Below are 24596 nucleotides of genomic sequence, written 5' to 3' on the forward strand. Positions count from 1 at the left end.
CAGCGCAGGGAGGTCGAGTGGAGAGAAGGGGAGGGTACATGGAGTCGTCCGCACGCAGGGAAGAGGCAGCGCCACTGACCCCGCGGGAGATCTTCGAGCGGCTGGATAGGTACGTCATCGGCCAGGACGTCGTGAAGCGAGCGGTGGCCATCGCCGCGCACAACCACCTCAAGCGCATCCAGGCGCGGCGGATGCGCCGGCAGTCCCTCATCAAGAAGTCCAACATCCTGCTCATTGGCCCCACGGGCAGCGGCAAGACGCACATCGCGCGCAACCTGGCGGAGATCCTCCAGGTCCCGTTCACCACCGTGGACGCCACCGAGTACACGGAGGCGGGCTACTACGGGAAGGACGTGGAGGTGATGGTGTCCGACCTGCTCTTCAAGGCGAACCACTCCGTGGAGGACACCCAGCGGGGCATCATCTTCATCGACGAGGTGGACAAGATTGCCCGCCGCACGCAAGGCGCCCGCAACGGCGCGGGCAGCCGCGACATCGGCGGTGAGGGCGTGCAGCAGTCGCTCCTGAAGCTGCTGGAAGGGCGCGAGGTGCACGTGCCCATGAATGTCACGCAGGCGTGGAACAAGAGTGACTTCGTGCAGGTGGACACGCGCGACATCCTCTTCATCTGCGCGGGCACGTTCAGCGACCTGCACGACTTCGGCGACGAGGGGGGCCGCGCCATGGGCTTTGGCGCGGATGCGCTCGGGGCGAAGCGCAAGGAGAAGCGCATCTCCACCAAGCAGCTGGTGGACTTCGGGATGATGGCGGAGTTCCTGGGCCGCATGCCGGTGATGGTGCAGCTGGAGCGGCTGGGCGAGTCCGACCTGCTGCGCGTGCTCACCGAGCCTCCGGATGCCATCACCCGCGAGTTCAAGGAGCTGCTGGCGCTGGATGAGATTGAGCTGGAGTTCCCGGAGAGTGGCCTGCGGGAGGTGGTGCGCTATTCCATGTCGCGCGGGCTGGGAGCTCGCGGCCTGCGCTCCATCCTGGAGCACGTGATGTCGGACATCATGTTCGAGGCGCCGGAGCGCAAGCACCGCCACGTGACGGTGGACGCGGAGTTCGTGAAGGCGCGGCTCGCGGCGCTGGACGACGTGGAGCTCAACGCTTAGCGGGCGTTGGCTTCTCGGAGGCCCGGGCGGCGGCGCCCAGCCGGGCCGCCGCCTGCGGATCCTGGATGAGCTGGAGCACCACGTCGTTGCGCAACAGGGCCCGCGTGTCGCCGCGCTCCAGCGCGTCCTGCAGGTCCCGGTGCGACAGCGCGAGCTGGAAGCGCGGGTCCTTGCGCAGCGCCTTGTAGGCCGGATCCTCCTGGAGCTTCTTCGCCTTGGCGGGGTCGTGCGCGGCCTGGGCCACCTGGACCAGGTCCTCCAGCGGGGCGAACTGGGTCAGCTCGAAGAGGTTGAAGCGGCGGGACATGTCGAAGGCGACGGAGTCCTTGGGGGCCACGCCCCAGCGCTTGCCGGCGATGACGACGTGCTGCTCCATGAACGTCAGCGCGCTCAGGCAGACCCAGAACAGGGCCGCCATCTTCCCTCCGCCGAGCACGAAGCCCAGGGTGCGGTCCAGGCCGCGCTCGTCGGAGTCCCTGCCGGAGAGGAAGCGCAGCAGCAGCGCGCCCAGGGCGTAGCGCACGGTGAGCCACGTGACGACGAAGAGGAGCACCGTGCCGAAGAGCGTCCCGATGAGCAGCGGTGAGCCCAGCGCTACGGCGAGCTTGGGGCCGGCGAGGGGCGCGAGCTTGCGCGAGACGAAGTAGCCCGCCGCGAGCCCCACGGAGTTGGCCACCTGCCGGGCGGCGCCAGAGAGGGCGCCGAGGATGCCGAAGAACAGCACCATGCCCAGGAGGATGAGGTCGATGACCATGGGGTGGGCTCCTGGGGGCCGCTAGCGGATCTTGAACGAGGAATCGCCCTTGGACTTGTCCGCGGTCTGCTTCTGGGCTTCCGCGAGGGCTTCCTTGTAGCGGGCGTTGGCGGGCTCGTAGGTGAGCGCCATCTTGAGGTTGCGCTCCGCGGCGGAAGGGTTGCCGGACTCCAGGTCCTTCTGGGCCTGGGTGTAGAACTGACGGCCCTTGGGGTGGGTGCCGATCTGCTCTTCCTGCTCCTTCTTCGCGGCGGCCTTCGTTTCAGACTCGGAGGCGTCGGTGAAGCGCAGTTTCTGAGCGCGGTCCGGGCCGGCGATGTCGGAGAGGTACTTCTTGCGCTTGGTGTCGTCGCGCAGGACGTAATAGGCCTCGGTGACGCGCTTGTAGAGCTCGTTCACCTGGTCCTTGAGGGCCTTGGACTCCAGATGGAAGAAGCGGTCCGGGTGGTAGACGCGGCTCTCTTTGTAGAAGGCCTTCTTGATGTCGCCGGGGACGGCGGTGCGCTCCAGGCCGAGCAGCTCGAAGTAGTCCAGCTGGTCGAGCTTCGCGCAGCGTGACTCCAGGTCCGCGAGCTGCTCCGGGCTGAGAGCCGGGCCCCCCGCGGCGGCGGGCGGCGGCGGAGGCGTGCTGGCGGCGGGAGGACGCGGCGGGGCCACGGGCGCTGGCGTCGGCGGACGGGGAGAACCGGCGGGCGCGAGCGCGGGCAGGGACGTGGTGGGGCGGTTGCCGGGGCGCGGCGGCGCGGGAGTCGCCGGGGCGATGGGCGGGACCACCTGCCCGACGGCGAGCACCGGCGGCGGTGTGGCGGCGACGGCGGGAGGAGCCGGAGGCCTGGCCGCGACGGGCGGCGGCGTCACCGGACCCACGGTGGGGATGGGGCGCGCGGCGGGAGGAGCCGGAGGCCGGGCACCCGCAGGGGCGATGGTGGGAACCGAAGGCGGACGGGCCGCGGGAGCCACGGGCGGAATCACCGGGCTCAGGGGCTGCATGGTCGGCACGGCCGAGGGCCCGCGAGCCACGGGCGGCGGCGTCGGCATGGACGCGATGCTCGGCACCGACGGCGGCATGGCGGGGGGCATCGCGGGCGAAGCGCTCGCGGTGGGCGGACCGATCGGTGCGATGCGAGGCGTCGACGCGGGAGCCACGGGAGGCGTCACCGCGCCCACGGCCGGCGTCGTGGTGGTGGGCCGGGCTGTGGCGGGCGCCACGGGAGGCGTCACCGCGCCCACGGCCGGCGTCGTGGTGGTGGGCCGGGCCGTGGCGGGCGCCTGGGGCGGAATCACCGCGCCCACGGCCGGAATCGCGCTGACAGTGGGGCGAGCACCGACGGGAGTTGCCGGAGCCTGCGGAGCAGTCACCGCGCCCACGGCCGGAATCGCGGTCACGGTCGCGCGAGGCGTGGCGGGAGTCGCCGGAGCCTGAGGCGGGGTCACCGCGCCCACGGCCGGAATCGCGGTCGCGGTGGGCCGGGTCTGCGCGGTCGTCACCGGCGGCACGGACGCGGCGCCAACAGACGGAACCCCCGACACCGTGGGCCGTGCCGAGGCCGGGGCACCCACAGGGGCAATGCCCGGCGGTGTCCCAGGAGGAGCGGCCCCCATGGGCGCGAGGCCCGCGGGAGTGGGACGCGGAGGGGCCCCCGTCGTGGGTGCTCCTCCCGAGGGAGAAACGGACGGAACTCCACTGGACGATGCGGGCCGAGCCGTCGCCGGAGCCACGGGCGGAACGCTGCCCACGGCAGGCGCCACGGAAGGAACCTGACCCGACGCGGGCCGAGCTGTCGCCGGAACCACGGGCGGAACGCCGCCCACGGCAGGCGCCACTGAAGGAACCTGACCCGACGCGGGCCGAGCCGTCGCCGGAACCACGGGCGGAACGCTGCCCACGGCAGGCGCCACCGAAGGAACCTGACCCGACGCAGGCCGAGCCGTCGCCGGAGCCACGGATGGAACCTGACCCGACGCGGGCCGAGCCGTCGCCGGAGCCACGGGCGGAACGCCGCCCACGGCAGGCGCCACCGAAGGAACCTGGCCCGACGAGGGCTTCGCCGGAGGCACCGCGGGCACCTGACCCGACGCGGGCCGGGCCGCCGCTGGAGCCTGGGGGGGCGCGACGGGGGGCGGCGTGGCGCGGGCGACCGGGGCCGCCGTGGGAGGCCGGGGCGCCGCCGGCGGGACGGCCGGGGGCATGGAGGCCGTCACCCGGGGCAGGGCGGGCGTCGCTGGACGCGCGGGTGCCGGGGGGGCGGCGGGCCCTGGCGGCGCGCCTGAGTTCGGATCGGAAGGCTCGGACATCGGCGGTGCCTAGTTGGCCACGGCGGGCAGGTCGCTGCTGTTGTGGCCGGCGAGCCGCGTGTTGCGGTTCGACTGGATCGACTGCTGGATGTCCGCCTCCGTCATGCCGGACGACAGCGTGATCGTCGTGGACGTCTTCTGGCCCGTCTCCACGTCACACGCGGACACGTTCACCAGACCGTCCGTGTTGATCTCGAACGTCACTTCGATCTTCACCTCGCCGCGATACCCGATGCGGAAGCCCGAGAACTCGAACTCGCCCAGCATCTCGCACTCCTCGGCGCGGTTGGACTCACCCTGGTACACGCGGATCTTCACCTTCTCCTGCCCGTCGCGGCTGGTGGTGAAGGTCTTCGACCGGTCGATGGGCACCGGCGTGTTCTTGTCGATGATCTTCTCCGTGTACCCACCCACGGTTCCAATCCGCAGCGTCAGCGGCGTGACGTCCACCAGGAACGTCTCCGTCTTGCTGTCCAGCAGCGCATGCGACTGGAGCGCGGCGCCCATGGCCACGACCTGATCCGGGTTGATGCCCTCCATCGGCTCCCGCTGGAAGTAGTGCTTCACCGAGTTGCGGATGATGGGCAGCCGCGTGGGCCCGCCCACCAGGATGACCGCGTCGATGTCCGCCGCCGTCAACCGCGCGCTCTGCAGCGCTTCATCGCAGACCTTGAACGTGCGCTGCACCAGGTCCATCACCATCCGGTTGAACTGGTCCTGGTTGAGCGTGTTGCGCAGGTCCATCACGTTGCCGTTGGCGTCCTGGCAGATGCCCGAGCAGAGGATGTCCGCGGTGCCGAACTGGCCCACGTCGATCTTCGCCTTCTCCGCCGCGTCCTTCAGCATCTGCAGGCAGTACTTGTTCTGCCGCAGGTCCAGGCGCGTGCGGTTGAGGAAGTCGTCCGCCATCCACGTCATGATGCGGTCGTCGAAGTCGTCGCCGCCCAGGTACGTGTCACCGGCCGTGGCCAGCACCTCGAAGACGTCCTTGCCAATCTCCAGGATGGACACGTCGAACGTGCCGCCGCCCAGGTCGTAGACGACGACGCGCTGGTTGACGTCCCGGCCAAAGCCATACGCCAGCGCCGCCGCCGTGGGCTCGTTGAGGATGCGAAGCACTTCCAGGCCCGCGATGCGGCCCGCGTCCTTCGTCGCCTGGCGCTGGTTGTCGTTGAAGTAGGCGGGGACGGTGATGACCGCCTTGTGAACCTCGCGGCCCAGATACGTCTCCGCGACGGCCTTCATCTCCTTGAGCACCAGCGCGGAGATCTCCGGCAGCGAATAGCTGCGCTCCCGCACGCCGATGCGCACCGAGTTGTTGTCGCCCTCGACGATGCGGTAGGGCATCACCGCCTGCGCCTTCTTCACCTCGTCGGAGAAGTAGTAGCGGCCGATGAGGCGCTTGGCCGAGTACACCGTGTTCTCGGGGCTGGTGATGATGTTCTTCTTCGCCGCGTTGCCTACCAGCACGGACCCTTCCTCCAGGAAGGACACGCACGAGGCATGCGTCGTCTCGCCCCACTCGTTGGGGATGACCGTGGGCTGGCCTTCATGGACGACCGACACGCATGAGTACGACGTGCCCAGGTCGATGCCGATTGCGATGTCGTCCGCCATTCCGTCTCCGGTGAAGACCTGCACCCCAATTCCTCTGGGAGAGGGCTGTCGGGAAGCGCACGGAGGTTAGGCTCCACGCACTGGGGTGTCAATTCAATGCCTGATCAAATGCCAGCCATTTCAAGGGCTTAGCGCCAGAGCAGGGGAGCGGGTTCGCGGCGCTGAACCGGGGTCCCATGGACCTTATTTCTAGGGGTGAAGGGGGGAAGTCACCATGTCCGCCATCCTCGCCGCCCTGTCGTCGGACCCCAACCTCCTCCGGTGTGAGCTGCACCGGCTGAGCGGGCAGGTCGTCCTCCACCCGGAAGCCCGCGCCAATGCCCTGGGGGTGGGCTCCTATGCCCAGGAGGAGGTCCTGCTGCGCCGCCTGGCGCCGGACCGGGACCTCACGCTGGACGACCTGGGGCCGCCACACGAATCGGAGGCGGTGCTCTTCCACTCGAACCGGCTGCCGCTGGGCCTGTCGCCCGAGGACAACACCCAGCCCTTCCGGGCCCGCCACTGGTTGTTCGCCCACCAGGGCCCAGTGCCAGACTTCGAGCCCCTGCGTGCCTTGCTGCTGTCTCGCGTGCCGGAGCACCTCCAGCGGCTGGTGCGCGGCCCCACCGACAGCGAGGTCCTCTTCGTCCTCTTCCTCACGCACCTGCGTGGGCTGGGGCGCACGGATGATCCGCGCCTGGAGCCTGCCGTGGCCGGCCGCGTGCTGCGCGACACGGTACGCGAGGTGGAGGCCGCGTTCGTTCAGGCCGGGCAGCGGCGCATGCCCCCGCTCAACATGGTTGCCACCAATGGCGCAGTGCTGGCCGCCACCCGCCGGGGCGAGGCCCCGCTGTACTACACGCGCCTGGAGGGCAGCGCGGAGTGCGCTCACTGCGGCGTGACTCCCACGACTCCGGAGACGCATCCGGAGGTGGGCGCGCACCGCCGCCGCCGCACGGTGGTGGTGGCCAGCCACGTGACGCGCACGCAGGGCTGGGTGGAGCTGCCTCAGGGCACGACGCTGACGGTGGGCGCGGACCTCCAGGTCCAGCACCTGCCGCCGGGCTGAGGAAGGCCGCTACGGACCGCCGAAGAAGGAGACCTCCAGGAAGCGCACGTAGAGGTTGCAGGCGGCGTGGAAGAGCGAGCAGCCGACGAGGGTGCCGGTTCGCTCGCGCATCCAGCCGAAGAGGAGGGCGGGGAAGAACACCGCCAGCCGCCACGTCTGGAAGATGGCCAGGTGGCCCAGCGCGAAGAGGAGCGCCGTCACCCAGAAGGCGCGCCCCAGCCGAGCGCCCAGCACCACGCGCCCCTGGGGCCAGGCGTCGCGCAGGCGGGCCTGGATGTAGCCCCGGTAGAAGAACTCCTCCGGCAGGGCCACGACGAAGAGTTGATCAATCACCCACTCGCCGAAGCGCGGGGGCAGGCGCGGCTGGAAGTGGCCTTCGCCGATGATGGGCGTCAGGTGGCGCGCGAGCTCGGGCGGCAGGTGCGGCACCACCTGCACGAAGGCGGCGAAGCCCGCGAAGAACAGCGGCCCCACGATGGCGCACATCACCAGGAACAGCCGCACGTCCTGCTTCCACGCGCGCAGGGTGAGGCCGTAGTCGCGGTAGTCCTCGTCGCGCCAGCGCATGGGGATGAGCGGCAGGTAGAGGAAGCCCACCGTGGCCACCAGCTTGGGCACGCTGGTGCCCCCGGCGATGAGGAACGCCGCGATGATGCCCAGGAAGCCCAGCGCCCAGAGGCCCATCGCCTCCTGCACCGCGCTCACCTTGAACGGTGGCCCCGAAGGCCGGCTCATGGCACGTCCGCCGAGGCGAGCTCCGCCTTCACCGCGGACAGGGGCAGGGCGCGGACACCACGGCCCCGGCGCTCGACGACGAGGCCCACCAGCCGCCCGTCCCCGTCGTACAGCGGGCTGCCGGGCGCGAGCGTCAGGTCCACGTCGAAGAACGGCGCGGGGGCGACCTTCGCCACCGCGGCCTTGGGCGTGTCCCGCTGGCCCTTCTTGCGCGCGGGCATGACCCCCACCACCCAGCGGCCCGCGAGCCCCTCCGGCACCAGCCGCACCGGCGCCGCGGGCCACGTGCCCTGGGGGCCCGCGACCACCGCGACCTGGAGCGCCGCGCTGGAGAGCACCACGCGCGCCATCAGCGCGTTGCCCGCGTGCACCACCTGGGCGGAGTCGGGACCCACGAGTGACACGGCGGTGAGCACCTGGCCGTCCGCGCCCACGATGATTCCGGGGCCCGCGTTCTGGGGACCGCGCACGCGCACGGACGAGCGGGCGTGCAGCTCCAGCACGCGCTGGAGGTCGGCGCGCGACGGACGGGCCTCCGCGCTGGCCCGCGAGGGCAGGGCCAGGAGGAGACAGAGGAGGACGGGGAGGACCGGGCGGAACATCTTCGCGCCCGGAAGCCTATCAGCGCTCCCGCAGGGCGGCGAGGAAGCTCTCCGCGGACCGGGTGTTGAGGATGTCCTTCTTCCTCGCCCAGCCCCGGCGCGCCGTGGCCACCGCGAAGGCCAGGTTCTTCAGGTCGTCCTGACGGTGCGCGTCGCAGCTCACCACCAGCTTCACCCCGCGACCCACGGCCTGCCGCACGTATTCGGACTTGATGTCCAGACGCGCCGGCTTGCCGTTGATCTCCACCGCGACGCCGCGCTCGCGGGCGCGCTCCAGCACCTCCTCCATGCGCAGCGCGTACGGCTCGCGGCTCTGGATGAGGCGCCCGGTGGGGTGTCCCAGGATGTGCAGGTGCGGGTTGTCCAGCGCGGCCAGCACCCGGCGCGTCATCTGGTCCTCGTCCATGGAGTGGCGCACGTGGATGGACGCGATGACGACCTCCAGCTGCTCCAGCACGCTGTCCGCGTAGTCCAGGGCCCCCGACTCCAGGATGTCCACCTCGATGCCCTTGAGCAGCCGCATGCCGGGCACCGCCGCGTTCACGCGGTCGATCTCCTCCCACTGCCGCTTGAGGTCGTCCACCTTGAGGCCGCCCGCGTGGATGGCGGCCTCGCTGTGCTCGGTGATGGTGAGGTACTTGAGCCCCAGGGCCTGGGCCGCGCGCGCCATCTCCTCCAGCGTGTTGCGGCCGTCGGACCAGGTGCTGTGCGCGTGCACCGCGCCCTGCACGTCCTCCAGGGTCACCAGGTCCTCCGGCAGCTTCCCGGCCCTGGCGGCCTCCACCTCGCCGTTGTCCTCGCGCAGCTCCGGCGGCACCTCCTGCATGTCCAGCAGCCGGTACAGCGTCGCCTCGTCGGGGACGGGGACCTTGGTGCCGTCCTCGCGGTGCACGCCCCACTCGGAAATCTTGAGGCCCTTCTCGTGGCCCAGGTTACGCAGCCGGATGTGGTGCGCCTTGGAGCCGGTGAAGTGGTGCAGCGCGGTGGCGAAGTCCTCGTCCGGCAGCACGCGCAGGTCCACCTGGAGGTCGCCCTGCACCATGCGCACGGAGCACTTGCTTTCGCCCTTGCCAATCACCGTGGCCACGCCCGGCGCGTTCGCGAGCGCGTCCAGCACCGGCCCTGCTTCCTTCGCGGAGGCGATAAGGTCCACGTCGGACACCGTCTCCGCGCGACGGCGCACGCTGCCGCCCAGGCTTGCTCGCACCACGCCTGGGGCCTGGCGGATCCGCTCCAGCAGGCCCTCCGCGATGGGGAGCGCGTCACCCAGCAGCTTTCTTTCGCCGCGAGCGCGCCGGTACACGGCGATGCCGTCCAGGAGCTTCGCCTCGCTCTTGGCGCCAAAGCCCTTGAGCGCGCGCACGCGGCCGTCGCGGCAGGCGAGCTCCAGGTCCTCGATGCTGCCCACCTGGAGCGTGCTCCACAGGGCCGCCACCTTCTTCGGACCCACGTCCGGCAGCTTCATCAGCTCCAGCAGGCCGGCGGGGAACTGGGCCTTCAGCTCCTCGAACGCCGTCATGCGGCCGGTCGTCACCAGCTCGGTGAGCTTTTCGGCGAGCCCCGGGCCGATGCCCTGGAGCTCCTGCAGGCGGCCCTCGGTGACGATGGCGCCCAGGTCCTGCGGCAGGTTCGCGATGCGGTCCGCGCCGATGTCGTAGGCGCGGACGCGGAAGCCGCTCTGCCCCTGGAGCTGGAGCAGGAGGGACATGTCCCGGAGGAGCTGGGCAACGGCCGCCTTGTCGGTGAGCACGGCGATGGAGGGTGTCACGTCAGGAGTCACGGTCGGGAAATTAATGCCGGGGGAACGGGGGTGCAGGCCCGGACGGGTTGTGGGAAAAGGAACGCAATGACGAAGATCAAGCTGGGCCCCGCGGACTTCGCCGAGAGGGAGATGCGGGGCTACGAAATCGGCAAGCGCAACGTCTGCATCGCGAAGATCCAGGGCCGTTACAAGGGCCTTGATGACTGGTGCAACCACGCCGGATGTCTGCTGTCGGGCGGACGCATCGAGGACAACATGGTCGTGTGCCCCTGCCATGAGGTCGGCTTCGACATGGACTCGGGAAAGAACGCGACTTCGCCCGGCGTCTGTGATGACCAGCCGACGGTGCAGCTCACGGTCGAGGACGGAACGCTCGTCGTCGACCTGCCCGACGTTTGAGCCTTCCCTCTTCAGGAGCGTCCACCATGGGACACGACGGACACGATCACGACCATGACCACGGTCATGGCCATCACCACCCCCACGGTCATTCGCATGACCACGGCCACGGTCATTCGCACGACCACGACCACGACCATGGGCACGGTCATTCGCACGACCACGGCCACTCGCACGACCACGGGCACTCGCACGAGGGCTCCCCGGTGGCGGCGGAGCACAAGTCGCGCGCGCCGGTGCATGTCAGCGCGTACGTGGTGACGTGCTCGGACAGCCGGGACGAAGCGCACGACGGCAGCGGGAAGGACCTGCGCGAGGGCCTGGCCGCCGCGGGGCACACCGTCGCCGGGCACACGGTGGTGAAGGATGATCCGGAGGCCATCCGGGGCGCTCTCGCGCAGGCGCAGGCGGCGGGGGCCCGCGCGGTGCTCTTCACGGGAGGCACGGGCATTGGCCGGCGCGACTGCACGGTGGAGACGCTGCGCGCGCTCTTCGAAAAAGAGCTGCCCGGCTTCGGTGAGCTGTTCCGGATGCTGTCGTTCCAGCGCATCGGCAGCCCCGCGATGATGTCGCGCGCCACGGCGGGCACGTACCAGGGGATGATCCTCTTCGCGCTGCCGGGCTCGCCGCAGGCGGTGCGGCTGGCACTGGATGCGCTCATCCTCCCGGAGCTGGGCCACGCTGTGCGCGAGCTCACGCGTTAGGACTGGACGCGTGATGAAGAAGCGCCGTGTCGCGCACACCGGCTTGAGCACCCAGGCGGCCGACCTCCTGCGTCCCCGCCTGGATGCCTTCCTGGCATCGACGGACCAGAAGGCGCGCATCGGGTTCGACCCGGTGGAGTTTCCCCACCGCTACATGGATCCACGCGACGTGGAGGTCAGCGCGCTGCTCGCGGCGGCGCTGGCCTACGGGCGCGCGGACCTCTTCCGCCCGAAGGTGGACGCGCTCCTGAAGCAGATGGGGCCGTCACCCGCGGCCTTCGTGCGCGCGCTGGACGTGAAGGGCGCGAAGGCGCTGCTCACGGGCTTCGTGTACCGCTTCAACGTGGGCACCGACCTCGCGGTGCTGCTGCTGGGCATGGGCCACGCGCTGCGCGAGCACGGCAGCCTGGAGGCCCTGTTCGTACGGGGCTTCCAATCGAGCGGCACGCTGCACGGGGCGATTTCAGCCTTCACCGCCGCGCTGCGGGACGTGCCCATGGGTGCGCTCCGCAAGGCCATGGGACCAGAGAAGGGGCTGCATCACCTGCTTCCCTCTCCGCTGGGGCCGGGCGCGGCGAAGCGCCTCAACCTGTACCTCCGGTGGATGGTGCGCGGACCTGACGCGGTGGACTTCGGCATCTGGAAGCAGGTGCCCGCGTCAGCACTGATGGTCCCACTGGACACGCACATCGGACGCATGGCGCTCCACCTGGGCCTCACGCAGCGCACCGACCTCACCTGGCGTACGGCGGAGGAGGTGACGGCATCGCTGCGGGCGCTCGATCCCGAGGACCCCGTCCGCTACGACTTTGCTTTGTGCCACTACGGAATGAGTGGCGCCTGCCCGGCGAAGACGCTGCCCCAGCACTGTGAGCGTTGTTCGCTCCTACCTTCCTGCAAGGTAGGCCCCCAAGTCATCGCGCGCGGTTCACTGCAATTCTGAGTCCCACCCGACCCGGAAATGGGCTACGGGCAGTCCGCGCGGCCCCGCGTTGACGGGTTGGCGCGGTCAAGGCTGCAATGCGGTCGGGCGACGCGGGAAAATTGATCCTGCGGGGCACGAGGAGCGACGCGGTGCACGCAATGCTGGTGGCGGTTCCAGCCCCGGTGGCCCAGGACGTGGAGCGCGACCTTTGCGCCACGGCCGAGGGGCGTGCATGTCGAGTGATCCGCGTGGAGTCCCCGCCGGAGCCGCTGCCCGAAGGACTCCTCGTTCTCTGGGACCACGGCGGTCCGCTGGAGGCCGTGAAGGCGCGCTGCCAGTGGGCACACGCGCGGCGGCTGCCGACGCGGACATGGCTGGTCGTACTGACGAAGCGCGAGGGCGAGGAGGCGGAGGCGCTGGTGGCCGCGGGCGCGGACGAGTGCGTGGCGCCGCCCGGCACGCGCTGGGGCGCGAGGCTCGTGGCGCTGCGGCGCAGATCCGCGGACGGGGACGCGCAGGCGCTCCGGCGAGCGCGCGACATGTTCCAGGGCGCGCTGGACGCGGTGCCGGAGCCGCTGTTCATCAAGGACCGTGAGCACCGGCTCGTGGCGGTGAACGGCGCCTACTGCCGCCTGCTGGATCAATCCGCTGAAGCGCTGCGGGGCACGGTCTCCTCGGCGCAGGTGCCACCGCACGAGGCGGAGGCGTCATGGCGCCAGGACGAGCGTGCCTTCACCACCGGGCAGACCGTGGAGGACGAGGGCTCCTTCACCGACGCCAAGGGCCGCTCGCACGAGGTGCTCACGCAGCGGGCCGCGTACATGCTGCCCAACGGCGAGCGCTTCCTCGTGGGGCTGGTGCGCGACGTCACCGAGCGCTCCCGCCAGGAGACGCAGCGGCGCCTGGCGGAGCGGATGACGTCCGTGGGCACGCTGGCCGCGGGCGTCGCGCATGAAATCAACAACCCGCTCTCCTACGTGACCTCCAACCTGGCCTACCTCTGGGAGCGCGTCGCGCAGCCGGTGCTTCCGGTGCCGACCGAGCAGCTGGAGGAGCTGCGGCAGGTGGTGGCGGAGGCGCTGGAGGGCGCGGGGAGGGTGCGCTCCATCGTGCGCGACCTGCGGACGTTCTCGCGCACGGAGGAGGAACAGCACGGGCCGGTGGATGTGCGGCGCGCGGTGGAGAACGCGGTCAAGCTGATGCGCGACGACCTCCAGCACCGCGCGTGCATGGCGTGCGATCTGGATCCGGTGGCCGCGGTACATGGCAACGAGGGCCGGCTGGCGCAGGTCGTCACGGGCCTGCTGACGAACGCGCTCCAGGCCTTCGGCGATAGAGCTCCGGAGGAGAACCTGATCAAGCTGCGCGTGCGTCCGGGCCGCGAGGGCCACGTGCTCATCGAGGTGGAGGACAACGGGCACGGGATGCCCGCGGAGGTGCGCCAGCGCATCTTCGACCCGTTCTTCACCACGCGCTCGCCCAAGGGCGGCACGGGCCTGGGCCTGTCCATCTGCCTCACGCTGGTGCACGCGATGGGCGGCCACATCGAGGTGGCCAGCGAAGAAGGGCAGGGCAGCCTCTTCCGCGTGGAGCTGCCGGCGCTCACGTTGCCGCCCGAGGCGATCAAACCCGCGCAGGCCACCCCGGCCGTGACGGAGGCGCCCCCGTCGCAGTCGGTGCGCACGACGCGAGACCTGCGCCGGTTGCTGCTCATCGACGACGAGCCCGCGGTGGGCAGCGCGGTGAGCCGCCTCTTGCGCAACCTCTACGAGGTGCACGTCATCCAGGACGCACGCGAGGCCCTGAAGCGTCTGTCGCACGGCGAGAAGTTCGACGCCATCATCTGCGACCTGATGATGCCGGGCATGAGCGGCATGGACTTCCTCGTGGAGCTGGAGCGGCTGGCGCCGGAGCTGGCGCCGCGCACCGGCCTGATGACGGGCGGGGTGAACCCGCTGGCCCGCGAGTTCGTGGGCCGCCGCGCGAGAGAGTTGCTGGAGAAGCCCTTCGAGCGCGACCAGCTGTGCACCTTCGTCGAAACGCTGATGCAATGAAGCACCGGACTCGCTGGACGCTGGGGGCCGTGCTCGCGGCCCTGTTGCTCGCGGTCGTCTTCCTGCTGCCGCCCGAGCTGCGAGGGCTGTCCTTCGTGCTGCGCGCGGCGGGCCTCCACGGCACCGCGGCCGATGCCCTGGCCAGCTATGACACCCGGGCCTTTTCCGTCGCGGACCTGAGCGTGCCCACGCACCACGGGCGGGTGCGCGCGCGGCTCTACCGTCCGGACCGGCGCAAGGGCAGGCTCATCGTGCTCACCTCGGGCGTGCACGCCGCGGGCATCGACGAGCCCCGGCTGGTGAGCCTGGCGGAGAACCTGGCGATGAGCGGACATCCGGTGCTCACGCCGGAGCCCCCGGACCTGCTGCGCTACGAAATCACGCCGTGCCTGCCGGACATCATCGAGGAGACGGCGCTGTGGGCGCTGGGGCAGGAATCGCTGGCGCCAGAGGGGAAGGTGGACCTCTTCGGCATCAGCTTCTCCGGAGGACTGTCCGTCGTTGCCGCGGGCCGGCCCGCGCTGCGCGACAAGGTGGCCGCGGTGCTGTCCTTCGGGGGACACGGCGACCTGTCACGCGTGCTGTCCTTCCTGTGCACGGGTGTGCAGGCGGACGGGACGCACCGCAAGCCGCACGACTACGGCGTGGTGGTCATCCTGCTGAACGTGGCGGACCGGCTGGTGCCGCCGGAGCAGGTGGCGGCCCTGCGCGAGGGAGTCCTGAAGTTCATGCATGCGTCGCACCTGACGCTCGTGGACTCGAAGCAGGCGGAGGCCGCGTTCGCGGAGGCGCGCGCGATGGAGGCCACGTTGCCGGAGCCCGCCGCCACGCTGCTGCACCAGGTGAACACTCGTGACGTGGCCGCGCTGGGAGCCCGGTTGCTGCCCTTCGTGAAGGACTTCGCCGGGGACCCGTCGCTGTCGCCGGAGCGTTCCCCCGCGCCCCTGGCGCCGGTGTACCTGCTGCACGGGATGGACGACTCCGTCATCCCCGCCATTGAATCCACGCTGCTGGCGCGCGCGCTGGAGCCGCACACGCGCGTGCACCTGCGGCCCACGCCTCTCATCACCCACGCGGAGATGGACCGGCAGGCCAGCGCGATGGACGCGCTGAAGATGGTGCGCTTCTGGTCGGGCCTCCTCGGCGAGTAGTGCGCCGCCGCGCGACTTGACGCCCGAGCCCCGGAGCGGGTGCCATGGCGGGCATGTCCGTGTCCCTCATGGTGTCGTTCGGGCTGGGTTGGCTGTTGGCGGCCGCGCCTTCGCAGGCGAAGCGAATCATCCCGTGTACGCCGGACTCCGCCGATTGGGAGTCGGCGCGGGAGGAGTTGACCGCGTTCGACGCGCGGATGGAGGCGCTCGCGGACGACGGCGAGGTGGTGGCGGCACAGACCGGGATCCTGTCCCTGCTGGGCCACCGTTGCTTCCAGATTGCCCGCGAAGAGGAGGGGCTGGAAGCGCTGACCCAGAACGAGGAGGGCCCCGCGCCCGCGCTCGCGTTGAAGACGTGGTGGCGCGACGGGGGCAAGGCGTACTTCACGTCCCATCTGGAGCTGGGCGGTCCAGGGGCGCAGACCATCGTGATTCCGCCGGACGTTCGCGACGTGCTGTCGCGCGAGGCGTCACCGAAGCATCGGCTGGCTTCCCTGCTGTGTCCCATGAAGGTGGGGGATTGCGGCGCGGAGACCGAGGCCTGGCGCGCGCGGGCGGAGAAGTCCTTCCGTCCGGAGAACCGCCGCCCCGGCACGTTCGACGAGGATGCGCACACTCCCCCGGACTGCATGAAGGAAGCCCGGAAGCAGCCATCCCTCCATCGCTACAAGACGTGGCGAGCATGCCTGGCGCTCAGCCCGGGGGCGCGGCACGTTCTGCCCGTGCTTCCACTGGGACGCATCCGAGCGCCGACGGACGGCTGGCTGGTGATACGGGGCAGACGGGGGCATTACGCGTTCTGTGATCAGCTCGACGCCTACCACCTGGCGACGGGGACCACGTACCGCTCGAGCAGCTGCTCCAACCTGGCGTTGAAGTCCGACGGCAAGGTGGACGTGGCGGGAACGGACGCCGCGCGGCAGTCCGGTGTGAGGGTGGGGCGCGTGTCGCCGGAGCGGATCCGCGAACTGCTGTGGATGCTGTTGCTGGATCCAGAGGTGAAGGACCGGGTGCAGGTGGAGGCCGTGCGCGTGCCGGTGCCGAAGGGCCTCCGCGTCGAGTGGCCCGCGACCGATGAAGGGAGCGAGGGCGGAATCGCCGGTGGGGTCTTCGGAGGATCCACGGCGCAGACGACCTTGAGCTGGAAGTGGTTTCCTCCCGGGGGCGCGGAGCCCATGTCTGGCGATTTCAGGTTTCCCTACTCATGGGCTCCCGGCGAGGACCACGCGAACGTGCTCATGACCGAGGCCGAAGCCACGTTGCAGGATGGCTGCCCTGCATTGCCCGTTCCGGTCCGGGAGCTCGACTTCACGCGAGGGCCCGGCGTCAATCGCGTCGACGCACCAGAGGGAGTGTCGAAGGTCCAGGACGCGCGGGTGGACGCGCTGCTCACCTGGAAGCCCGCGGCGGGATGCGTCCCGGGCAAGAACGGCGGGTGAGCTTCAGCGCGCTAACGATTGCAACACCAAGCATCGCGGAGGGCAGGCGTCCGGGCGTCACGCAGGCGACACGGCCCTCGGAGGATGGTGGCGCGGTGGGGGCGCCGGTTAAAGCTCTCGCCCCATGAGCGTCTGTCTCCCCGACGTCCTCCCCCACGAAGATGTCATCGACTACGTGCAGCGCCTGCGCGGCGGCTTCGATGCGCGCCTGTATCAGCAGGTGCTGGGCGCGGCGAATGCGTTCAAGGAAGGCGACGAGGCCATCGGCGTCGCGGCGGCGGACGAGGCTTCGCGGCGCAACGCACGGACCCTGTTGTCGCGCACGCAGCTGGACGACCTGCACGCGCATCCTCCGTTCGAGGACCGGCTGTATGTCTTCAACCTGGAGGCGTGGGACGCGGCGCGCTGGAAGCGCGTGGCGGATTGGACGCTGGGCCAGCTCAAGGACTTCCTGCTCACCGCGCCGGAGCCCCAGGTGCATGACGTCCTGGGCGGGCTGCCGAGTGATGTCATCGCGTGCGTCGTGAAGCTGATGGACGACGCGGAGCTGAAGACAGTCGGTGGGCGCATCTTCCATCCGTTGCCGGGCAGCCGCGTGGGCGCGAAGGGCTATCTGGGTGCGCGCTTGCAGCCCAACTCGCCCACGGATCATCCGGAGGACATCTGCTGGCAGGTCCTCAACGGGTGGTCCTTCGCGGTGGGTGACGTGGTGCTGGGGACCAACCCCGTGTCCTCGGACGTGGCGTCGGTGGCCGCGGTGGAGTCCGCGCTGCACGACGTGCTGGTGACGTTCGGGTTGGAGGAGGTGATGCCCCACTGCGTGCTCTCGCACATCGACGTGCAGGCGCAGGTGGAGGCGATGCGGCCGGGCACCACGGGCATCTGGTTCCAGAGCCTCGGTGGAAACGAAGCGGCCAACCGCACCTTCGACGTGACGCTGGAGAAGATGGTGGCGCACGCGGCGTCGCGCACCGGCAAGTGGGGCCTGTACTTCGAGACGGGGCAGGGGGCGGACGCGACGAACGGGCACCACCACGGCACGGACATGCTCATCCACGAATCGCGCAAGTACGGCTTCGCGCGAGCGCTCAAACGCCGCGTGGCCCTGGCGCAGGCGGGGACGGGGCGGGACGCGGCGCCGTGGGTGCACGTCAACGACGTGGCGGGCTTCATTGGCCCGGAGGTGTTCCGCACGCGCGAGCAGTTGGTGCGCTGCTGCCTGGAAGACATCGTGATGGGCAAGCTGCACGGCCTCACGCTGGGCCTGGACGTGTGCTCCACGCTGCACATGGACGTCACGCTGGATGACCTGGGTTGGTGCCAGGAGCAACTCGCGGAGGCAGGGCCCGCGTACATGATGTCGCTGCCCACGCGGAATGATCCGATGCTCAGCTACCTCACCACGTCCTTCCAGGACCACGTGCGGCTTCGCGAGCGGTACGGCCTGAAGGTGGACGACCGGATGTGGGCCTTCTTCCAGCGCCTGGGCGTCATCGACGCGGACGGCCGGCCCACGAAGCACTTCGGCGACCCGGCCCACGTCTACGTGCACTTCCGACGGGCCAAGGGAGACACGCGTCCGGAGGCGGAGCTGCGGGCGGAGGCGGAAGTGAAGATGGCGGAGGTGCGCGCCCGGGGCGTGCCACTGGCGGTGGGGCACGGCGAGGCGCCCTGGACGCTGGAGCCCACGCTGGAGCGGGAGGTGCGCGGCCTCTACGACGACGGCAAGGTGGGGTTGTGGTCGGAGCTGTCCGACGCGGCGGTGGAGTCCATCCCGCGCGCGGCGTGGCTCAAGACGCGCTCCCTGGACCGTCGCGACTACATCCTGCACCCGCCGTCCGGCGAGTCTCTGGACGAGGCCTCGGAGGCGAAGGTGCGCGCGCTGCGCGACCAGCACGCGGGCCGGTACGACGCGCAGGTGGTCATCTCGGACGGGCTGGATCCGCGCTCGCTGATGGACGAGGGGCACCTGGCGCCGTTCCTGGCGCGGCTGCGCTCGGAGTTGGAGGCGACGGGCTGGAGGGTGGCGCCGGAGGTGCTGGTGGTGAAGCACGGCCGGGTGCGCGCGGGCTACCAGGTGGGCCAGTTGCTGTTCGGCGCGGAAGGGGACCCGCGTCCGCGCGCCCTGGTGCATGTGATTGGCGAGCGCCCCGGCTCCGGGCACCACGCCTTCTCCGCGTACCTCACGGCGCCGGACGCGGACACCTGGGCGAAGCCGGGCGCGGTGGATCACGACCGCACCCGGCTCATCGCCGGCATCTCGGACACCAGCGTCAGGCCGGAGGACGCCGCCGTGGAGCTGGCGCGGATCCTCGCGGAGACGCGGACTTCAACCGCCCCCGTGGTGTCAGGGGTGGCCTAGGTACGTGCGTCTGTCTTTGTCACGCGACCGCTGACGTCAGCGGCTCAGCACTCCTGGATGTACTCCGAGTAGACCGACCGGCCGCCCCAGTAGTAGAGCCCGCCGCAGTAGCAACCAAACTCACCAATCAACTGGGTGTGCGCGGCGTCGTTGTAATACCGGTGCAGGTTCGCGTTCGGCTCGTTGGAGCAGTCCGGAAGGGGAGCTTCCTGCGAGGCAAGGTTCGGCTCGGCCTCCTGCTCCATGGGACCGCCACAGCCCACCGCCATCGCCAGCACACCACCGAGAATGAATGACCGCATGTGTCCTCCTTGAGGGGGACGCAAACCATATGCGGCCTGCCACTGCGCGTGAAACAAGGTGTCGCGGATTTCAGTGGAAACGGGGATGACGGGTTGCATTGTAAGACATTGCGTCAGCGCAGCGCGGCGATGCTCGCGGCGGTGCGCACGCCACCCACCGCGGTGGCCAGGGTGCTCTGGCCCGGGAACACGGAGTCCCCCACCAACCACACGCCGCGCTGCGCCTGGAAGGGTCCCAGCACGCGGTAGTTGTTCAACCCCGCGCGACGGGGAACTCCGCCCACCGCGCCGGCCTCGCGCGACGTGAAGCGCTGGAACGTGCGCGGCGACGCCGTCATGACGTGCACCACGTTGGCCATCCACTCCGGGAGCAGCGCCTCCAGGTTCTCGCGCATCCGCGCATGGAGTCCGGCGAAGTAGGGCGCCTGCTCCTCCGGCGTCATGCCCGCGAGCTTCTTCAACGGCACGTGCGTGGACACCGTCACCGTGCGCTGCCCCGGCCGTGCGCGCCCTTCGTCCGCCGCCCCGCTCACGGAGGCGAAGAGGTGGTTGCCTTCGATGAAGGGGGCTTGCTCGTCGCGCACCAATTCGAAGTGATGCGCGCCGCCGGAGTCACCTTCGGGAGGCCGCACGACGAGGTAGAGCATCGCCGCGCCCCAGCCGTCGTCCACGCGCTCCGCGAGCGCATCCACCCGGGGAAGCCTCCCCACCGGAACCTCCATCAGCGTGCGCAGCCCTTGAGGCAGCACGTTGGCCACCACATGCCGGGCGAGCAGCTCACCCCTGCGCGCCGTCACCCGACAGCCTCCATCCACCGGCGTCACCGAGAGCACCCGGTTCGCCATGAACACGTCGCCGCCCTGGGCCGAGATGGCCTTCGTCAGCGCCGTCGCCAACCGGCCGATGCCGCCCCGCACGTGCCCCGTGCCGCGCCAGTAGTAGTCCATCGCCGCGAACGCGAACGGCGCCTCCGCCTCCGCCGCGGGGCACTGCACGGTGATCTGACAGAGCGCGTCCAGGTACGTGCGCAGCGGCGTGAAGCCCTCCAGCCCGTGATGCGCGAGCACCGCGCCCAGCGGACGGCCCAGCCACCGCGCCAGCGGCGCGTAGGACCACGCGCGCCCCGCGTGCCGCATCAGCGTCTTCAGGTTCAACGGCGGCAACAGGTCCGGGTCATCGAACAGCGGCCACAGCGCACCGGCCACCTGGGCCTGTAGTTCGAAGAACCGCCGCACGCCCCGCACGGGGGCTCCGGGCAGCGCGCAGAACGCGGCGATGAGCCGCTCCCGGTCCCGCTGCACTGGCAGCCGCATCCCCGGGGTTCGCAGCTCCACCAGGGGATCCAACCAGTCCACCGTCACGTCCAGCGCGTGCTCGCGGATCCACCGGCCGAAGAGCTGATGCTCACCGAAGCCGGAGAACAGCGTGGCGCCGGACTCGAAGGCGTAGCCACCGCGCCGGAAGGTGCTCGCGCAGCCGCCCGGGTAGTTGAGCCCTTCGCACAGCGCCACCCGGGCGCCCCGGCGGCACAACTCCAGCGCCGTGCCCAGGCCACCGAAGCCCGCACCCACCACCACCGCGTCGTACCAGGTGTCCGCCATTGCTCGGGTAAAAGGACCGGCACCGGGAGCGGGCCGGGGGAGACCCGCTCCTTCCGGTGCCGGTATCGCGCACATGGCCAGGCGCGACGGGAGTTTCCTAACGGGCCCGCACTCCCGCCGCGATTCTTTTCCCCACTCGAGAGGGAGACAGGCGTCCGGGCGCTTCCACTGGCGAACACCCGGCCCCGCGGCTACGGCATCTTCAGCCTGATGTTGAACGTGTACGACACGTTCACCGGACGGCCCTGGAACGTCAGCGGCTGATACGTCCGCGAGGAGAGGGACTCCAGCACCGCGTCATCCATGAACGGCAGTCCCTTGATGATGCGGCAGTCGCGCACCCGGCCCTCCGTGGTGATGACGCACTTCGCGATGATCATCCCCTCCACGCCCGCGCGCCGCGCTTCGAGCGTGTAGCTGAACTGCGAACCGCTCAGCATCTTCGGAGGCGTCATCCCGCCCTGGAAGGGCAGCACCTCCGTACCCGTGGGCGCGGTCGGGATCCCCGGCACGCCCACAGCGCCGATGGGGCTGGTGCTGCTCGGATCGCCGTCCGGGTCCCCCACCGGGCCGGTCTCGCCCGTGCCCGTCGCGTCGGTGGTGGCCGCCGCGTCCGCGATGGTTGTCGGCTCCGGATCCGGCTTCGCCTCCGGCGGATCCGCAGGCAGCGGCTTCGGGTTCAGCGGGATGCGGTCCGTGCGCGGCTTGGGCTTCGGCTTCGGCTTCGGTGCGGTCGTGGCCGGTGCCGGCTGCGCGGCGTGCTTCACGCCCTGCCGGATGGCCGGCTGATGGAAGACGATCGTCCGCTCGGGCTGCTCGACGGTCTCGGGCACGCGGCCGGAGATGAAGAACACCAGGCCCAGGAGCCCCGCGTGCACGCCGATGGACACCCACGCGCCCGTGCCGAACCGTCCCGAGCGCACTCCCCGCCGTTCGATGACCGACTCAAACATCTGACCCGCCTCCTGTTCGGGGCGGACGCTCCAGGCGTCCCGTCCCCACAAGATGCAAGGTACGAAGTCCCGCCAGTCGAAAGGCCGACAGGGCTCCATGTGTTGGTCATGGTTGCGTCATGACGGGCCGCCGCTCAGGACCTCCATGCGGTAGCCCACGCCGCGCAGCGTGTGGATGGTGAAGCCGGACGTGCTCGTCCACCCGAGCTTCTTCTTCAGGTTCGACACGAAGTTGTCCACCGTGCGCGGATCCACCACGACGTCGCGGCCCCACACCGCGTCCAGGATTTCGCCCCGCGGCAGGGCGCGGTCGCGGTGGCGCAGGAGGAACGCCAGCAGGTCGAACTCCGTGCGCGTCAGGTCCACTTCACTGCCGTCCGCCCGCAGCACCGCGCGGCGGCCCAGGTCCAGCGTGAAGGCGCCAAAGGTCACCACCTGCGGCGGCGCCGTGCCCGCCCGGCGCACCAGCGCCTGCACGCGCGCGAGCAGCTCCCGCAGCCGGTAGGGCTTGGTGAGGTAGTCCTGCGCGCCGGCCTCGAAGCCGCGCACCAGGTCGTCCTCCAGCGAGCGCGCGGTGAGCATCAGCACCATGCTCTTCACGCCCTCCGCGCGCAGGCGGCGGCAGAAGCTGTAGCCGTCCTCGCCCGGCAGCATCACGTCCAGGATGAGCAGGTCGAACGCCCGCGACGCCAGGTGCGGCGCCGCGTCCTTCGCGGACGGGGCGTCCGTCACGTCGTAGCCCTCGTCGCGCAGGTTGTCACGCAGGCCCATGCGCAGGTTGGCGTCGTCCTCGACGATGAGGATGGTCGGGCGGGTGGTGGGGGTTGGCGTCTGCGTCGTCATCGGCGCGTCTCGGGAAAGGTCAGGGCGAAGGTCGTGCCTTCGGGGCCGGAGGAGGCCACCTGGATGCTGCCCTGGTGCAGGCCCATGATTCTGCGGCACAGCGCCAGCCCCAGGCCACTTCCATGCACCTCCGGCCCGGGCGTTGTCAGACGGTAGAAGTCCTGGAACACGCGCTCCCATTCCTCCGGGGGAATGCCCACCCCGTTGTCGCTGAAGAGCACCGTGGCGCCAAAGCCCGGCTGCGGATAGGCGCGCACCGTGAGGACCACCGGGCTTCGCAGGTTGTACAGACAGGCGTTGCGGCCCAGGTTGGCGAAGAGCATCCGCACGAGCGACGCGTCCGCGTCCAGCTCCACGTCCCCCACGTCCGAGCTCAGTTCCACCGGCACGGTGACGGCGTCCATCAGGTCATCGCGCAGGTTGCCCACCGCCTCCTCCAGCCGCACGCGCGCGGGCCTCAGCGCCCATCGCCCCTTGTCGATGCGGTTGAAGGACAGGATGTTCTCCACCAGGAAGTGCAGCCCCTCCGCCGCGCGCACGATGCGGGTGGGGTAGTCCCCCGCCTCCGGGCTCTTGCCCAGCCGGCGCTCCAGCGTCTCCCCCAGCAGGCGGATGGACGCGAGCGGCGTGCGCAGTTCGTGGGACACGGTGGAGACGAAGTCGCTCTTGAGCTCCACGAAGCGGTACTTGCGCTGCTGGGCCACCACCGCCAGCGCCGCGATGGCCGACGCGAGCGCGCCGCACGCCGCGACGAGCAGCGTCTTCAGGCCGTACCGCGCCTCGATGTCCGCCTCCGCCGCGGCCCAGCCGGGCGTGGCCACCTCCAGCCCCGGGTGCTTCAGGGGCCGCGCCACGCCGCCGGGCCCCAGCCGCACCTGGCCATCCCGGGGGATGAGGTTGCGCCCGCGCAGCTCCTGCGTCAGCTCGGAGAGCAGCGCGCCCATGTCCACCGCCAGCCCGTGCACCTGTTCGGCCGCGGGCTCCACGTACCACTGCTCGGCCAGGAGCGTGGGGCCGTCCAGCGGCTCCGGCAGCACCAGGGCTCCCGCGCCGGCCTCCTGCACTCGCGCCACGAAGGCGTCGGACGGCTCCGACAAGGTGCTGCTCAACGCCACGATGCGCGCCTGGAGGAAGTTGAAGTCCGGCTGCGTGAGCTGGGCCCGGGAGCGCAGCACGTTGCGCTGCAGGCCCGCATCCCGCGCCATGCCGCCCAGCTCCTCCGGAAGGCCTTCGCGCACCAGCGCCCGGATGAGGGGCTGCGTTTCCTCGCCGCGTTGCAGGTACTCCACCATCAATAGGGTGAAGGGCAGCTCCTGATCCGGCGGCAGCGGGTGCGCCGCGTGGTAGCGCAGCAGGGCCTCCACCGCCGCGTCCTTGCGCGCCTCGCTGCTGGAGGCCAGGGCGGCCTCCGCAGCGCGCAGCCGGGACAGCCGCTCCTGGTAGGGGGAGGGGGCCTGACCGTCCTCCAGCGCGTGCGCCAGCATCGTGTAGTTGGCCTGGGCCGGGACGTCCGCGCCCTCCCGGGTCCAGTCCACGCGCGGCAGGAACTGGTGGCCGCGGAAGAGCAGGTAGTAGCCCTCGGCGGGCAGCAGCGGGTCGCCCACGGCCGCGTTGAGCTTCGGCAGGTGGGACTTCATCATCTGCGCGAGCGCGGTGCGCAGGGACTCGGCGGCCAGCTGCTCCAGGGCAATCCGCCGCGAGCGCACCTGGGCGCGCGCGTCCTCACGCTCCTGGGTGAAGATGCGCTGGAGGCTCACCAGCCCCCATCCGAGGGCCAGCAGTCCGAAGCCCAGGGCGAGCAATGTGGGGAGGAGTCGGCGCAGCATTCGCGTCCCCCGGGACTGTAGCAGTGTCGACAGGTTTGCGGGCCGGGAGCCTCCAGGGTGAATAAAGTGGGGGCAGCCGGCGTCCCCACGGGTGTCTGGAGATCGGAGA

21 protein-coding genes are annotated in these 24596 nt (G+C 70.6%); 9 read left to right on the forward strand and 12 right to left on the reverse strand.

Features of this window, described 5'->3' with window-relative positions; translation table 11 throughout:
* The first annotated feature begins 38 nt into the window (after positions 1-38).
* Positions 39-1115, forward strand: coding sequence for an ATP-dependent Clp protease ATP-binding subunit ClpX (gene clpX, locus GTZ93_RS30540; protein WP_121780835.1), 1077 nt, complete (start codon positions 39-41; stop codon positions 1113-1115).
* Here the strand turns inward: clpX and GTZ93_RS30545 are convergent.
* From GTZ93_RS30545 to dnaK, 3 genes are all read right to left on the reverse strand, one after another.
* Complete coding sequence (locus GTZ93_RS30545) at positions 1105-1869, reverse strand: CvpA family protein (protein ID WP_121753314.1); 765 nt, start codon at positions 1867-1869, stop codon at positions 1105-1107. The two genes, clpX and GTZ93_RS30545, sit on opposite strands and share 11 nt — an antisense overlap.
* 21 nt (positions 1870-1890) lie before the next feature.
* Positions 1891-3366 carry a DnaJ domain-containing protein gene (locus GTZ93_RS42995; protein WP_315967370.1) on the reverse strand — a complete coding sequence of 492 codons (1476 nt, stop codon included), beginning with the start codon at positions 3364-3366 and terminating at the stop codon, positions 1891-1893.
* A gap of 807 nt (positions 3367-4173) precedes the next feature.
* Complete coding sequence (gene dnaK, locus GTZ93_RS30555) at positions 4174-5781, reverse strand: molecular chaperone DnaK (RefSeq protein WP_121776044.1); 1608 nt, start codon at positions 5779-5781, stop codon at positions 4174-4176.
* A 214-nt stretch (positions 5782-5995) separates the two neighbouring features.
* Between dnaK and GTZ93_RS30560 the strand changes: the two genes are divergently transcribed.
* Positions 5996-6829 carry a class II glutamine amidotransferase gene (locus GTZ93_RS30560; protein WP_139919590.1) on the forward strand — a complete coding sequence of 278 codons (834 nt, stop codon included), beginning with the start codon at positions 5996-5998 and terminating at the stop codon, positions 6827-6829.
* Between the two features lie 9 nt (positions 6830-6838).
* Here the strand turns inward: GTZ93_RS30560 and mrtX are convergent, their stop codons facing one another.
* Genes mrtX through polX form a run of 3 tightly spaced genes read right to left on the reverse strand, consistent with a single transcriptional unit; the run spans position 6839 to position 9946 of the window.
* Entirely contained in the window at positions 6839-7564 is a 726-nt protein-coding gene (mrtX, locus tag GTZ93_RS30565) for a myxosortase MrtX (RefSeq protein WP_121751657.1), read from the reverse strand.
* Positions 7561-8166, reverse strand: coding sequence for an MXAN_2756 family trypsin-like serine endoprotease (locus tag GTZ93_RS30570; protein ID WP_120579319.1), 606 nt, complete (start codon positions 8164-8166; stop codon positions 7561-7563). Before GTZ93_RS30570 ends, mrtX begins: the two co-directional genes overlap by 4 nt.
* 19 nt (positions 8167-8185) lie before the next feature.
* Positions 8186-9946, reverse strand: a complete 1761-nt coding sequence (polX, locus tag GTZ93_RS30575; protein WP_120579318.1) for a DNA polymerase/3'-5' exonuclease PolX — start codon at positions 9944-9946, stop codon at positions 8186-8188.
* Positions 9947-10012: 66 nt separating this feature from the next.
* On the opposite strand from polX, the gene GTZ93_RS30580 reads away from it, so the two are divergent.
* A complete protein-coding gene (locus tag GTZ93_RS30580; protein ID WP_120579317.1) occupies positions 10013-10327 on the forward strand; it encodes a Rieske (2Fe-2S) protein in 315 nt (104 codons plus the stop codon).
* 11 nt (positions 10328-10338) lie between these two features.
* Here the strand turns inward: GTZ93_RS30580 and GTZ93_RS43000 are convergent, their stop codons facing one another.
* Complete coding sequence (locus GTZ93_RS43000; RefSeq protein WP_180946098.1) at positions 10339-10521, reverse strand: hypothetical protein; 183 nt, start codon at positions 10519-10521, stop codon at positions 10339-10341.
* Positions 10522-10563: 42 nt separating this feature from the next.
* Here GTZ93_RS43000 and GTZ93_RS30585 point away from each other — a divergent pair, with 42 nt between their 5' ends.
* The 6 genes from GTZ93_RS30585 (at position 10564) to eutB (ending at position 18962) form a co-directional block, all read left to right on the forward strand.
* Positions 10564-11031 (forward strand): MogA/MoaB family molybdenum cofactor biosynthesis protein, encoded by a 468-nt coding sequence (locus GTZ93_RS30585; protein ID WP_120594536.1) that lies wholly within the window; start codon positions 10564-10566, stop codon positions 11029-11031.
* 13 nt (positions 11032-11044) lie between these two features.
* A complete protein-coding gene (locus tag GTZ93_RS30590; RefSeq protein WP_180946097.1) occupies positions 11045-11974 on the forward strand; it encodes a TIGR02757 family protein in 930 nt (309 codons plus the stop codon).
* A gap of 77 nt (positions 11975-12051) precedes the next feature.
* Positions 12052-14010, forward strand: a complete 1959-nt coding sequence (locus tag GTZ93_RS30595; protein ID WP_139919588.1) for a hybrid sensor histidine kinase/response regulator — start codon at positions 12052-12054, stop codon at positions 14008-14010.
* Complete coding sequence (locus GTZ93_RS30600; protein ID WP_139919587.1) at positions 14007-15161, forward strand: dienelactone hydrolase family protein; 1155 nt, start codon at positions 14007-14009, stop codon at positions 15159-15161. The genes GTZ93_RS30595 and GTZ93_RS30600 overlap by 4 nt, the downstream gene beginning before the upstream one ends.
* 44 nt (positions 15162-15205) lie before the next feature.
* Positions 15206-16600 (forward strand): hypothetical protein, encoded by a 1395-nt coding sequence (locus tag GTZ93_RS30605; RefSeq protein WP_139919586.1) that lies wholly within the window; start codon positions 15206-15208, stop codon positions 16598-16600.
* Positions 16601-16724: 124 nt separating this feature from the next.
* The gene (gene eutB, locus GTZ93_RS30610; RefSeq protein ID WP_139919585.1) at positions 16725-18962 is read left to right on the forward strand and encodes an ethanolamine ammonia-lyase subunit EutB; all 2238 of its coding nucleotides are present in this window, start codon (positions 16725-16727) and stop codon (positions 18960-18962) included.
* Positions 18963-19006: 44 nt separating this feature from the next.
* On the opposite strand, the gene GTZ93_RS30615 is transcribed toward eutB, so the two are convergent.
* The 5 genes from GTZ93_RS30615 to GTZ93_RS30635 form a co-directional block, all read right to left on the reverse strand.
* Positions 19007-19264 carry a hypothetical protein gene (locus GTZ93_RS30615; RefSeq protein ID WP_139919584.1) on the reverse strand — a complete coding sequence of 86 codons (258 nt, stop codon included), beginning with the start codon at positions 19262-19264 and terminating at the stop codon, positions 19007-19009.
* Positions 19265-19377: 113 nt separating this feature from the next.
* A complete protein-coding gene (locus GTZ93_RS30620; RefSeq protein ID WP_139919583.1) occupies positions 19378-20865 on the reverse strand; it encodes a phytoene desaturase family protein in 1488 nt (495 codons plus the stop codon).
* A 191-nt stretch (positions 20866-21056) separates the two neighbouring features.
* A complete protein-coding gene (locus GTZ93_RS30625; protein ID WP_139919582.1) occupies positions 21057-21818 on the reverse strand; it encodes an energy transducer TonB in 762 nt (253 codons plus the stop codon).
* Between the two features lie 117 nt (positions 21819-21935).
* Positions 21936-22661, reverse strand: coding sequence for a response regulator transcription factor (locus GTZ93_RS30630; RefSeq protein ID WP_139919581.1), 726 nt, complete (start codon positions 22659-22661; stop codon positions 21936-21938).
* Entirely contained in the window at positions 22658-24487 is a 1830-nt protein-coding gene (locus GTZ93_RS30635) for a sensor histidine kinase (protein ID WP_139919580.1), read from the reverse strand. The genes GTZ93_RS30630 and GTZ93_RS30635 overlap by 4 nt, the downstream gene beginning before the upstream one ends.
* Positions 24488-24596 lie beyond the last annotated feature (109 nt).

This window comes from Corallococcus exiguus (assembly GCF_009909105.1).
GTDB classification, from domain to species: domain Bacteria; phylum Myxococcota; class Myxococcia; order Myxococcales; family Myxococcaceae; genus Corallococcus; species Corallococcus exiguus.

What these genes read in the sequence shown, in the direction of transcription:
- GTZ93_RS30595 (WP_139919588.1), top strand. Translation starts at nt 12,052, where the DNA reads ATGCGGTCGGGCGACGCGGGAAAATTGATCCTGCGGGGCACGAGGAGC.
- GTZ93_RS30590 (WP_180946097.1), top strand. Translation starts at nt 11,045, where the DNA reads ATGAAGAAGCGCCGTGTCGCGCACACCGGCTTGAGCACCCAGGCGGCC.
- GTZ93_RS30600 (WP_139919587.1), top strand. Translation starts at nt 14,007, where the DNA reads ATGAAGCACCGGACTCGCTGGACGCTGGGGGCCGTGCTCGCGGCCCTG.
- GTZ93_RS30635 (WP_139919580.1), bottom strand. Translation starts at nt 24,487, where the DNA reads ATGCTGCGCCGACTCCTCCCCACATTGCTCGCCCTGGGCTTCGGACTG.
- GTZ93_RS30560 (WP_139919590.1), top strand. Translation starts at nt 5,996, where the DNA reads ATGTCCGCCATCCTCGCCGCCCTGTCGTCGGACCCCAACCTCCTCCGG.
- GTZ93_RS30545 (WP_121753314.1), bottom strand. Translation starts at nt 1,869, where the DNA reads ATGGTCATCGACCTCATCCTCCTGGGCATGGTGCTGTTCTTCGGCATC.
- mrtX (WP_121751657.1), bottom strand. Translation starts at nt 7,564, where the DNA reads ATGAGCCGGCCTTCGGGGCCACCGTTCAAGGTGAGCGCGGTGCAGGAG.
- GTZ93_RS30620 (WP_139919583.1), bottom strand. Translation starts at nt 20,865, where the DNA reads ATGGCGGACACCTGGTACGACGCGGTGGTGGTGGGTGCGGGCTTCGGT.
- GTZ93_RS30630 (WP_139919581.1), bottom strand. Translation starts at nt 22,661, where the DNA reads ATGACGACGCAGACGCCAACCCCCACCACCCGCCCGACCATCCTCATC.
- GTZ93_RS30615 (WP_139919584.1), bottom strand. Translation starts at nt 19,264, where the DNA reads ATGCGGTCATTCATTCTCGGTGGTGTGCTGGCGATGGCGGTGGGCTGT.
- GTZ93_RS30625 (WP_139919582.1), bottom strand. Translation starts at nt 21,818, where the DNA reads ATGTTTGAGTCGGTCATCGAACGGCGGGGAGTGCGCTCGGGACGGTTC.
- GTZ93_RS30570 (WP_120579319.1), bottom strand. Translation starts at nt 8,166, where the DNA reads ATGTTCCGCCCGGTCCTCCCCGTCCTCCTCTGTCTCCTCCTGGCCCTG.
- dnaK (WP_121776044.1), bottom strand. Translation starts at nt 5,781, where the DNA reads ATGGCGGACGACATCGCAATCGGCATCGACCTGGGCACGTCGTACTCA.
- GTZ93_RS30605 (WP_139919586.1), top strand. Translation starts at nt 15,206, where the DNA reads ATGGCGGGCATGTCCGTGTCCCTCATGGTGTCGTTCGGGCTGGGTTGG.
- GTZ93_RS30580 (WP_120579317.1), top strand. Translation starts at nt 10,013, where the DNA reads ATGACGAAGATCAAGCTGGGCCCCGCGGACTTCGCCGAGAGGGAGATG.
- clpX (WP_121780835.1), top strand. Translation starts at nt 39, where the DNA reads ATGGAGTCGTCCGCACGCAGGGAAGAGGCAGCGCCACTGACCCCGCGG.
- eutB (WP_139919585.1), top strand. Translation starts at nt 16,725, where the DNA reads ATGAGCGTCTGTCTCCCCGACGTCCTCCCCCACGAAGATGTCATCGAC.